This is a genomic window from Marinococcus luteus, assembly GCF_900106595.1.
In the GTDB taxonomy this organism is placed as follows: domain Bacteria; phylum Bacillota; class Bacilli; order Bacillales; family Marinococcaceae; genus Marinococcus; species Marinococcus luteus.
The window spans coordinates 416,258-427,356 of sequence record NZ_FNNC01000002.1 but is presented as its reverse complement, the minus strand read 5'-3'; the positions used below and the strand labels follow the sequence as shown (position 1 = coordinate 427,356).

The window sequence follows — 11,099 nt, the reverse complement described above, 5'->3', positions numbered from 1 at the left end:
ATGGCGTTCTTCCCGTTTTCGGGCTGGAAGGATTCCTTCTACGGTGATCTGCATGCGAACGGCAAGGACGGCGTGGAGTTCTACACCCGCAAGAAAATGGTGACTGCCCGCTGGTAATCGTACAGCTTCAGCACAATAGCACAACCCCCAGACTGTCTTCTCTTTCCTTTCTATTCTGAGAGAGGAGAAGGCAGTTTTTTCTTCTATAAAACGACAACAGGAAGGGGATTTTTATGCCCGTATTAACAACAGCACAAGCAATCGTACGTTTTTTGGAGCAGCAGTATATTGAATGGGACGGCGAAGAAATTCCGTTTGTAGATGGAATGTTTACGATCTTCGGTCACGGTAACGTACTCGGCCTCGGCCAGGCTCTTTCTGAAGCAAAGCGGCTCCGTGTATATCAGGGAAAAAACGAGCAGGGCATGGGGCATGCAGCCATATCGTATGCCAAACAGAACAATCGCAAACGCATCATCGCCTGCACGTCTTCTGTCGGCCCGGGCTCTGCCAACATGGTGACAGCGGCGAGTGTGGCAACGGTAAACAATATACCGCTGCTTCTTTTTCCGGGAGACATCTTCGCAAGCCGCCAGCCGGACCCGGTGCTGCAGCAGGTGGAACAGCCTCATGACTTAACGCTTTCCACGAACGACGCGTTCCGTCCGGTAAGTAAGTTCTGGGACCGTATTACAAGACCCGAACAGCTGATGACCTCCTTAATCCATGCGATGCGTGTACTGACAAATCCGGCAGAAACCGGTGCTGTTACCGTGTCCGTGCCTCAGGATGTCCAGGGGGAAGCCTATGACTTTCCGGAATCGTTTTTCCAGAAACGGGTCCACCGCGTCTCGAGAAAAGTGCCGGATGAACGTTCGGTAAAAGAAGCAGCAGCCTTGATCCGGAGCAAAAAGCGTCCGTTCATCATTTGCGGCGGGGGCGTCCGCTATTCGGAGGCAGGAGAAAGCCTGAAAAAAATGGCTGAGGCCTGGAACGTGCCGATCGCAGAGACGCAGGCCGGAAAAAGCGCGGTGGAAAGTACGCACGAGTGGAATGTCGGAGGTCTTGGTGTAACCGGTAACCTGGCAGCGAACACGCTCGCTCCGAAGGCGGATGTCATTATTGCAGTAGGTACGCGCCTGGCTGACTTTACCACCTCCTCGAAGCAGCTGTTCCGGGATGAAAACGTCGAATTTATTTCGATCAACGTGTCGGAATTTCACGGGGTGAAAATGGATGCCTCGCCGTTGATCGGGGACGCGGAAGCCGTGATTGAAGCTCTTGTAAATGAAACCGGGAACTATACGTCTGAATTTAAAAAAGAGACCGAGGAAGCAAAGGCTGCGTGGGCCAAAGAAAAAGAACGCCTTTATTCCGTCCGCTATACGGAAGAAGGATTCACACCGGAAATTGCCGGCCATCTTGACGAAGAGCTGCAGGAGTACCGTAAAGTGCTGGGAACAGACTTGGCGCAGACGACAGCCCTCGGTATTGTGAACCGGGAAATCGATGAAGATGCTGTAGCCGTAGGGGCAGCCGGAAGCCTGCCTGGCGATATGCAGCGCCTGTGGGAGTCGAGCCGGAAGTACCGGTACAATATGGAGTACGGCTATTCCTGCATGGGCTATGAAATTTCCGGGGCGTTCGGAGCCAAGCTCGCGGAGCCGGACAAAGAAGTATACGCCATGGTCGGGGACGGCAGCTTTTTGATGCTGCACTCGGAAATGATTACAAGCGTGCAGGAAAACAAAAAGATTAACGTGATGCTGTTCGACAATTCCGGCTACGGCTGCATTAACAACCTGCAGATGGGCAACGGCATGCAGAGCATCGGAACCGAATTCCGTCATCGTGATGAAGCAAAGGATGAAATGTGCGGCAGCGTGATGCACATTGACTATGCCAAAGTAGCTGAAGGCTATGGTTTGAAAACGTACCGGGTGACGACGGAGGAAGGATTGAAGGAAGCTATTGCTGATGCGAAAAAGCAGACGGTTTCTACACTGATTGACGTAAAGGTGCTGCCGAAGACGATGACCGGGGATTATGAATCCTGGTGGCACGTCGGCGTTTCAGAGGTTTCTGAACGCGAAAGCGTACGGGAGTCCTTTGAAGACAAAGAAAAGCAGCTGCAGGACGCCCGGAAATATTAAATGGTTAAACGCGTTCAGAGCCCCGGCTTTGGACGCTTTTTTTTAACGGGAATTTATCTTTTTGATAAATCGCTTACATTTTTTCCGTTTACCCCTTGAATTACCCGGAAGGAAACGATAGTATAAACATAAGTTAAGCGCTTACTCAAAAACAATTATAATAACGATAAAAAAACAGTGCAGGAGGTTCTGAAACGTGAATAAAGTTAAGGTTGGAATACTGGGAGCAGGGCACATCGCCGCTGTTCATGCTGGTCTTTTAAAACAGGATGAACGGGTCGAAATCGTTGGAATTGCTGATATTTTCGAAGAAAAAGCGCAAGAACTGGCCGCAGAAGCAGGCCCGGACGTTCGTACAGCGGGCTCAATTGAAGAACTGATCGCGCTTGGGGTGGACACTGTCTACATCACGACGCCAAACACGATGCATGTCAGTCCGGTTCTTCATTGTTTAAAGAATAATGTAAACGTATTCAGTGAAAAGCCGATGGCCACATCGGAAGAAGAAGCAAGGCAGATACGCGATGCCGCACGGGAGTCCAGGGGGTGTTACAACCTCGGCATGAACCGCCGCTACGCCTATGTGTACAAAAAAATTAAAAGCTACATGGATTCCGGCCAGCTTGATGCGTATTCCGCTCATTTTAAAATGAACCGGGGAGAGCTGCTGCATCCTGCCTGGACCTCTGACCCGGCGAAAACCGGAGGCTTTTTATACGAAACGCCTTTTCATTTGATGGACCTCTGCCGCTATTATTTCGGGGAAGTAAAGAAAGTGAAATGCCAGGCAACGCAGGCCGTATCAGGCAGCGAACTCGATAACTTTGCGATTCTTTTGACCTTTGAATCCGGTCTGGTCATGACGTTCAACACCTTTGCCCATTCCGGGTGGAGCTTTCCGTTTGAAGCGATTGAAATTTACGGCAAATACAGTACGGCATCGACCGCTGAACTCGAAACAGTGAAAGTTGCCTGCGGGCTTGAAGGTGAAATTGATTCCTCTGATTATCACCTCATGCCAGTCAGTAAAAAATGGGGCTATGAAGAAGAAAACCGGCTGTTTATTGACGCTCTGGTCAATGGAACAGAACCGCCGGTAAATGCAGAGGAAGCGTACAAATCAACCTTCCTGTTAACAAGCATTTATGAAAGCGCGAAAACCGGGGAAGAAATAAACGTTGCCGACCAGTTAAATAAAGTACTTTCTTAAGGTGAAGAGAAAAGGAGTGGCACAGAAGCCATAAAGAAGAGCAGACAAGTCAGGCTCAGGCGGGCAGGAAAAACACAGGAGGTGTACAAATGGCACAGAACGATATAAGAGTAGCGGTGCTTGGACTCGGACGGCTGGGACTGTTTCATGCAAGCAACATGATGAACAAGGTAAAAGGAGCCGAACTGATACTTGTATGCGATCCACTTGCTGATCATGCCGAAATGGTGTCTGAACAGCTTGGGGTGGAACGCTGGACGTCCGACCCTGAAGAAGTGTTTGCCGACCAGGAAGTAGATGCAGTAGTGATTGTAACGCCGACAAGTACGCATGCTGACATGATTACAAAAGCGGCCCGCAGCGGCAAGCAGATCTTCGTGGAAAAGCCCCTGACCTCCACCGTAGCGGAAGCTGAAGAGGTGATTAAGGTCGTTGAACAAACCGGCGTTGTCTGCCAGGTCGGCTTCATGAGAAGGTACGACCCTGGTTTTCATGACGCCAAGGAGCGAATTGAAGCCGGAGAAATCGGCAAGCCGATTTATTTTAAAGGATTTTCCAGGGACAGCGGTTCCCCGCCTGCCTCTTTCATTAAAAACAGCGGAGGAATATTTCTGGACTGCTCCATTCATGACTATGATATGGCCCGGTATTTAATGGGATCGGAAATTTCTTCCGTTTCCGGCCATGGCCGCATTCTTATCAATTCCTTCATGGAAGAATACGGAGACGTTGATCAGGCGATTACGTATTTGGAGTTTGAAAACGGAGGGGCCGGTGACGTGGAAGCAAGCAGAACGTCCCCGTACGGCCATGACATCCGGGCGGAGATTATCGGTACTGAAGGAGCCATCTTTGTCGGTTCGCTTCGTAACAGTGATGTGACAGTGCACAGCAGTTCGGGAAGCAATCACGAAATTGTGCCTAATTTCCAGACAAGGTTCCGGGAAGCGTATATCCTCGAGCTCGAACAGTTCATTAAATGCGTTAAGGGAGACCAGGAACCGCGGGTCACTTCACTGGATTCCAAAATCAATATGCAGGTAGCGCTCGCTGCCACCGAATCATTTAAACACAACGGGGAGCGCATTTATATGAAAGACGTCCATCAGGATAAAGTTTATACCGACTAAAGCAGAAGCGGAAACTACAAGAAAAGGGGTGCAGCATATGGCGGGACTTGGAAACTACGAGTTCCATCTCGGAATTGCAGCTATCAGCTGGGTGAATGACGACATTCCGGGACTGGGAGACCACTATTCGTTGGATCAGATTTTAGGAGAAATGCGGGAAATCGGGTACGAAGCGACTGAAATGGGACGGACGTTCCCGCGTAAGCTCGAGGAATTAAAAGCGATTCTCGAAAAGCACGAGATTACGCTTGCCAGTAAATTCGTCGGCACACAGTTTTCCAATTTGCAGCGCAAGGAGCAGGAAGTCCGCGATTTCGAAGAATGGGTCCGGTTTTTGAAAGACATGGACTGCGAGTACGTGATTGTCTGTGAGATGGGCAACTCGATGCATTGGGATAAAGACGATCCGGACAAAGCAAGAATCACAGCACCGTCAGAAGCGCAGTGGAAAAGCATGGTGGACGGCTTGAACGAGTCCGGACGCATCGCGAAAAAATACGGGCTTGAGCTCGTATATCATCCGCATGCCGGCACGATTGTAGAACAGCGCGAAGACGTCGACCGTTTGATGGCAGAAACCGATGAAGATGCTGTGTCGCTGCTGTATGATACCGGGCATGCCTTTTTCGGCAACTACGACCCAATGGATCAGCTGACACGGTACTACGACCGCATTAAATATGTACACTACAAAGACGTCCGTGAGGACATTTGGAATAAAACGATTAAAGAAAACCTGACGTTCCGGGAAGCTGTGCTCGAAGGCCTGTTCACGGTGCCCGGCGACGGTTGCATCGATTTTGAGCCTGTCCTTGAAGAGCTGATGAAACGGGGCTACCGGGGCTGGACAGTAGTAGAAGCAGAGCAGGATCCGGACGTGGCACCGCCGTACAAATATGCAAAAATGGCGAAGGATCATCTGGATGCAACAATGGAAAAGGTGTTGGAGAAATACGGGGAAAAAGCCGGCAGATAAACGAGCGAAGGCATTTCGAGTGAATATCGAAATGCTTTTTTCTGCTTCAGGGAGCCTGAAGACGGGCGGGATCGCAAAGACTGTTGGTTCCTGCCGGGTCAAAAAGCTGAAAAGAAAAGGCTCTCCCGGTGGATAGGAAGGAACGGAGGATTTATAATAAACGAAACGACAAAAATGAGGAAGATAAAATGAGACCGACAATTTACGACATCGCTGAGCGGGCCGAGGTTTCGATCGCTACAGTGTCAAAGGTGATTAACAACAAAGGAAAAATAGGAGAAAAAACCAAACAGAGGGTGCTCGCCATTATGGATGAGCTTGATTATCAGCCGAGCACGGTGGCTTCTGCTTTGACAGGAAAGCAGACGAATACGATCGGCCTGTTGGTTCCTGATATTGCCAACTCCTTTTTTGCCGAGCTTGCGAGAAGTGTGGAAGATACAGGACACGCCGGTGGGTTCAATGTTGTTATATGCAATACCGATAACAATCCGGAAAAAGAAATTCAGTATTTGTGGTGGCTGAATCAAAAAAGAGTAGACGGTATTATTCTGGGAACAGGAATACAAAACACTAAAGCACTGCAGGATTTTATGAAACAGAACATTCCCCTCGCGCTCGTGGCAAGAGACGCTGCCGAGATTGATGTGGATACGGTGCTCGTTGATGACTACCGGGGCGGATACGCGGCTACGAAGCATCTGCTCAAAGCAGGACATACCCGGATTGCTTTTGTTGTGGGCGAGATGAACAATTCGAGTGATACGGAACGGCTGAAAGGTTTTTACGAAGCGTACGATGAGCATGGGGTAAGCCGGGAGGAAGCGGTGCTGGTACAAGACAATCATTCAATTGATGACGCTAAAAAGTCGATGCTCGAGGCTCTGCAGAGTGATCCCGATATCACCGCGGTGTTTGCTTTGAATGATTTTTTGGCAATCGGCTGTATTCAGGCAGGTAAAGAAGCGGGGCGGCGGGTGCCTGAAGATTTATCCGTTGTCGGCTTTGATGATACATTTATTGCTACGCTGAGCGACCCGCCGCTGACTACAGTAGCGCAGCCTATTCTTGAAATGGGGCGGCTGGTGACACAGATGCTCGTGGACCGTATCGGCGGCAAAAACGAAACGACGCGGACAGTTATTTTAAATCCGGAGCTGCACGTGCGCAAGACGACCGCAAATGTAAAAAAAGCAGAAAGGGATGTTACCAACTCATGAAATATAACACGCTCGGCAAAACAAACGAAGAGGTCTCTGTCGTAGGTATTGGGACGTATCAATTCGGCGGGGAATGGGGCAAAACCTTCACTCAGAAAGAAGTGGACGGTTTGTTTGAAGCAGCAAGAACGGAAAACCTTAATTTTATCGATACCGCCGAATGCTACGGTGACCATCTAGCGGAAGAACTCACCGGGGCGGCCATTCAAAAGGACCGTGATCAGTGGTTTGTAGCCTCCAAGTTCGGCCATCATTTTCACGGGCCGAATGACCGGACCCGGCACTATGATCCGGAGGATGTGCAGAAGCAGCTCGAAGCATCCCTGCGGGCGCTCCGGACGGACTACATTGATCTTTACCAGTTTCATTCCGGAACAGACGAAGAGTTCCAGGATGATAAGCTGTGGACGATGCTCGATAAACAGAAAAAAGCCGGCAAGATCCGTCATCTTGGTCTTTCTGTAAAAAAACAGGACTACATGGATCAGATCAGGCAGGCAGAAGCTGTCGGTGCAGAAACAATACAGCTGGTGTACAACCGCCTCGACCGTAAAAATGCCGAAGATGCTTTTCCGGAATGTGACCGCCAAAACCTCGGTGTTATCGCCAGAGTCCCAATGGCGAGCGGCTACTTAAGCGGAAAATATACACCTGGGGCTTCCTTTGAAGAGAATGATGTCCGCCACCGTCATCCGCAAAATGAGCAGGAAGCGGCGCTTCAGGAAGCCCTGCGGCTCAAGGAGAAACTGCCGGACGACGTGCCGCTTGCCCAGTGGGCACTTGCCTGGTGCTTAGCCAACTCGAGTGTAGATGCTGTCATCCCTGGCTGCAAAACGCCTGAACAGCTGGTAAGCAACGCCAAAGCTGTAGACCTTCTTGATAATAAAGACAGTTCCCTGTTCACTATTTAACTGAAACAGCTGACGCCTTTTCCTGAAGAGGGAAGGGCGTTTGGTATATAAAGAACAGAAAAATGTCTTTGAACCAAAGCTGTTGTTTCTTTCGGGAAGCAGAAGGGAATAGCGGAGGTATAAATTCATGAACAGGAAGGGTGATGGAGTGTGGCAGAAGTAGAATACTGGAAACAGTTCGTAGTGGAACCACATATGCTTGAGGCGTCAAAAACTGAAGTGTCTGACGTGTTGAAGGTTTGGAAGAACGGGGAAAAGGATGCCATCGTGATGGTGGATGAAGACAGCCGTCCAGTAGGTGTTCTCGATGAAACAAAAGTGTGGAACCATATCTACAAGGAAAAAAGCCTTAATAAAAAGATTAAGGACGGATGGGTTTTAGAAGTCTCCCAGATTACTGAAGGCCAGATTCCGGAATCATGGGAACAGCAGTACCCGCCAATCGCGGTCGTAAACAAAAAGGGGAGAGTCACCGGGGTCTGGACGGAAAAAGCGTTAAAAGAGCTACATACGTCTGAAACGGCTTCCTCTCCCACCTTTCGGCCCTCCATCGCTACCTTCCGGCGCATCATAGGGGAAAATGAAGAGATTCACCGGGCGATCCAAACGGCGAAGCGGGCCGCTAAAACGAAAACTCCTGTCTGGCTTTCCGGAGAGACGGGTACAGGCAAGGAATTGTTTGCCCAGGCGATTCATCAGGAAAGCGGGAGAACAGGAGAGTTTATAGCGGTGAACTGCGCCTCCATTCCGGACACCCACCTTGAAGAAGAATTATTCGGAAAAGAAGTCCCGATGCAGCCCCAGCAGGGTTCTATTGGTTTACTCGAAGCTGCTCACGAAGGTACGCTGTTTCTCGATGAAGTAGGCAATATGTCTATGGCGATGCAGGCAGCTCTCCTGCGCGTGCTTGAAGATTCGTATGTGCGCAAGATCGGCAACGCGGCCCCGATCCCGGTAAACATGAAGATTATTTCTGCCACTAATGAAAACATCGAACAGCTGGTGGAGGAAGGAAAATTCCGCCGGGACTTGTATTACCGCCTGCACGTGGTACCAGTGGGCCTGCCGCCGCTGCGAGATCGGACCGAAGATCTCCCGCTTCTGGTGGAGTACTATAATACGCATTTTTCCACTGAGCTGGGCGTGAAGCCTCTAAAAATAACGAACAAGGCCATGGAAGCCATGAAGCAGTACGATTGGCCGGGGAACATCCGGGAATTGATGAATGTCATTGAACAACTTGCCGCAATGCACGACGGTGGGAAAATACGTACTGAAGATCTTCCCATCTCTTCTGCAGAAGCCCGTGAAGCCACAGAGCCCGTTCAGAGGTCCCGGACCGAAAGCGCGAACGCAGCAAACTGGAAGAACCAGAAATCGGCCCAGGAGCAGAATATGATTAAGCAGGCGCTTGAAGAAGCAAACGGTAATAAGACAGAAGCTGCCAAAAAGCTTGGGATCCACCGGACAACGTTATATAAAAAAATGCGCGATCATCAGATGTAATACAAAAAAAGCAGGAGCTTCCTGCTTTTTTTTATATACAGAATATTATAGGGGCTTATGCCTTTTTTTCTTCATAGGCATAAACCGACGACGTCCGGAAATACAAAAACAAAGTTCCAATCGTCAGCAGTATAATGCCCGCCGTGATTTGATATAAATACTGGTAGCCGACAGCATTCACTAATAGCCCGAGAAAAAAGGAGCCGAGAGCGATGCCGGAGTCAAACATAATAAAGAATGTAGCGGTGGCATGCCCGCTTCGGTGCGGCTCGGCCGCCTGAATGGACATCGTCTGAAAACCGGGAAGAAGCGTACCGTAGCCAAGGCCGATCAAAGCGGCAGACAACAGCAGCATCCAGCCGGCAGTGGTAAAGCTGAGCGTTACGAGGCCGATGGCAAAAATCAGCAGACAAGGGTATAGAACAGCTCCTGGCCCACGGGTGTCAAATAACGGTCCGGCCACCGGGCGTGAAGCAATGACGACAACAGCGAACACAAGAAAAAAGAAACTCGATACCTGGATCAGACCCATAGCTTCGGCAAATAAGGACATGTATGAAATGACGCCGGCGTAGGAAAAAGAAGCAAGCAGACCGATAGAAGCAATTGGAAGTGCCCGCAGTTCAATAAAATCATGAATGGACAGCTTCTTTTTTTCAGTCTGCGGCGCGGCAGGGACTCCCGGATCACGGGCAATGGCTGCACACCAGATGCCGACAATCATAAACAAGCCGAGCAGTACAAATAAAAGGGCAAAAGGGGCAAACTGTATCAGCGTCAGTCCGATGAACGGCCCAATGACGACGGCCACATTCATGGAGGTCGTGAAATAACCGAGGCCTTCCCCGCGGCGCTCATTTGGAATAACATCTGCAGCGATAGCGCCGGCAGCTGTGCTCAAAATGCCAAAAGGAATGCCGTGTACAAACCGGAGCAGCAGCAGGCCCGTGTATGTATCGATAAAAAGGTATAAAAAAGTACAAAGGACAAATGCGGCAGCGCCCCAGACCAGTGCCCGTTTACGTCCGGTTTTTTCCAGTATTTTACCGGCAAATATCCGGGTAATGATTGTAGCAACGAGCATAATCGTGACGATGAGCCCGCCCTGGGCACTGGTGCCGCCGAGAGTGCCGGTAACAAAAAGGGGCAGCGTAGTTAAAAGAGAATAGAATACGGTAAAAACCATAAAATTGGTAATCGTGATACTAATAAAATCCTTCGTCCAGATGGGATGGTCATGACGGCTCACTGTTCCACGCTCCTTTCGTTTGTAATTTTTCCGAGCAGCTCATGCAGAACTTCCCGGTCCTTGTCCGACAGCTGCATAAGAGAACGCTTCTCTGCCTCTGCTACCCGTGCTTTAATCCCGGGAAGCATTTTTTTTGTGTTATCGGTAAGGTGGATGATCTGCGTGCGCCGATCTGTACCGGGACGTTTTTCAATCCAGTCATTGCGCTCCATCGTGGCGATTGTGCGGGCAATCGTCGGCGCTTCCACCTGCAGATATTTCCGCATATGGGACTGGGTGGACGGTCCGCCGGTATCAAGCACATACATGATCATATACTGTGCATGGGACAGCCCAAACGGGGCAAGCGTTTCGTTTAGCGTGTTCGACAGTGTACGCGACCGCTGATGAATCATATGAATAAGCTGATCTGATTCCATAGAAAAGAAAGCTCCTTTTGAATTTAATTAGCATGCTAACTAATTGCAGCTTTACCAGTATACGAAGTATTTGGATAAAGGTAAACCCTGGAAACGATTACGAAAAGCAAAAAAATTAATAAAGCGTTTGCAGTCCAGGGAAAAGCAGCCAGAGATAACAAGGGAAGATACTATAGATAAGAAAATAAGTGTTATTTCCCGGGAAATCAATTTGACCAGAGTCTGCACCTTATACTGGACGGCTTAATTATTACTGCTGTTCACGCAGGCAGAGAAGCTGACTACGAACAGATGGCCAGGCGTCATTCCAACATGGAGTAGCACA

The 11,099-nt window shown here is 49.6% G+C and carries 9 protein-coding genes; 7 read left to right on the top strand and 2 right to left on the bottom strand.

The features are described 5' to 3' along the window. Positions 1–233: 233 nt before the first annotated feature. The 7 genes from iolD to BLV22_RS07450 all read left to right on the top strand — a co-directional run bounded on the left by iolD (position 234) and on the right by BLV22_RS07450 (position 9,106). Positions 234–2,153: a 3D-(3,5/4)-trihydroxycyclohexane-1,2-dione acylhydrolase (decyclizing) gene (gene iolD / locus BLV22_RS07480; RefSeq protein WP_091613331.1), complete on the top strand. Its 1,920-nt coding sequence runs from the start codon at positions 234–236 to the stop codon at positions 2,151–2,153. 196 nt (positions 2,154–2,349) lie between these two features. After that, entirely contained in the window at positions 2,350–3,363 is a 1,014-nt protein-coding gene (locus BLV22_RS07475; protein ID WP_091613329.1) for a Gfo/Idh/MocA family protein, read from the top strand. An 89-nt stretch (positions 3,364–3,452) separates the two neighbouring features. Beyond that, positions 3,453–4,493, top strand: a complete 1,041-nt coding sequence (gene iolG, locus BLV22_RS07470) for an inositol 2-dehydrogenase (protein WP_091613325.1) — start codon at positions 3,453–3,455, stop codon at positions 4,491–4,493. Positions 4,494–4,530: 37 nt separating this feature from the next. Further along, positions 4,531–5,469, top strand: coding sequence for a myo-inosose-2 dehydratase (gene iolE / locus BLV22_RS07465; protein WP_091613323.1), 939 nt, complete (start codon positions 4,531–4,533; stop codon positions 5,467–5,469). Between the two features lie 188 nt (positions 5,470–5,657). Further along, a complete protein-coding gene (locus tag BLV22_RS07460; RefSeq protein WP_091613320.1) occupies positions 5,658–6,689 on the top strand; it encodes a LacI family DNA-binding transcriptional regulator in 1,032 nt (343 codons plus the stop codon). Then, the gene (locus tag BLV22_RS07455; RefSeq protein WP_091613317.1) at positions 6,686–7,600 is read left to right on the top strand and encodes an aldo/keto reductase; all 915 of its coding nucleotides are present in this window, start codon (positions 6,686–6,688) and stop codon (positions 7,598–7,600) included. The genes BLV22_RS07460 and BLV22_RS07455 overlap by 4 nt, the downstream gene beginning before the upstream one ends. A 150-nt stretch (positions 7,601–7,750) precedes the next feature. Continuing rightward, complete coding sequence (locus BLV22_RS07450) at positions 7,751–9,106, top strand: sigma-54 interaction domain-containing protein (RefSeq protein ID WP_091613314.1); 1,356 nt, start codon at positions 7,751–7,753, stop codon at positions 9,104–9,106. Positions 9,107–9,161: 55 nt separating this feature from the next. Here BLV22_RS07450 and BLV22_RS07445 read toward each other — a convergent pair whose 3' ends face one another. Together BLV22_RS07445 and BLV22_RS07440 are read right to left on the bottom strand one after the other, a co-directional pair. Then, complete coding sequence (locus BLV22_RS07445) at positions 9,162–10,355, bottom strand: MFS transporter (RefSeq protein ID WP_245724039.1); 1,194 nt, start codon at positions 10,353–10,355, stop codon at positions 9,162–9,164. Further along, on the bottom strand, positions 10,352–10,774 hold the full coding sequence (locus BLV22_RS07440) for a MarR family winged helix-turn-helix transcriptional regulator (RefSeq protein WP_091613311.1): 423 nt from the start codon (positions 10,772–10,774) through the stop codon (positions 10,352–10,354). Before BLV22_RS07440 ends, BLV22_RS07445 begins: the two co-directional genes overlap by 4 nt. Positions 10,775–11,099: the final 325 nt, after the last annotated feature.

Excerpts from the sequence above, each read along its gene's own strand:
- iolE (WP_091613323.1), top strand. The coding sequence starts at position 4,531 with ATGGCGGGACTTGGAAACTACGAGTTCCATCTCGGAATTGCAGCTATC.
- BLV22_RS07460 (WP_091613320.1), top strand. The coding sequence starts at position 5,658 with ATGAGACCGACAATTTACGACATCGCTGAGCGGGCCGAGGTTTCGATC.
- BLV22_RS07455 (WP_091613317.1), top strand. The coding sequence starts at position 6,686 with ATGAAATATAACACGCTCGGCAAAACAAACGAAGAGGTCTCTGTCGTA.
- iolG (WP_091613325.1), top strand. The coding sequence starts at position 3,453 with ATGGCACAGAACGATATAAGAGTAGCGGTGCTTGGACTCGGACGGCTG.
- BLV22_RS07440 (WP_091613311.1), bottom strand. The coding sequence starts at position 10,774 with ATGGAATCAGATCAGCTTATTCATATGATTCATCAGCGGTCGCGTACA.
- iolD (WP_091613331.1), top strand. The coding sequence starts at position 234 with ATGCCCGTATTAACAACAGCACAAGCAATCGTACGTTTTTTGGAGCAG.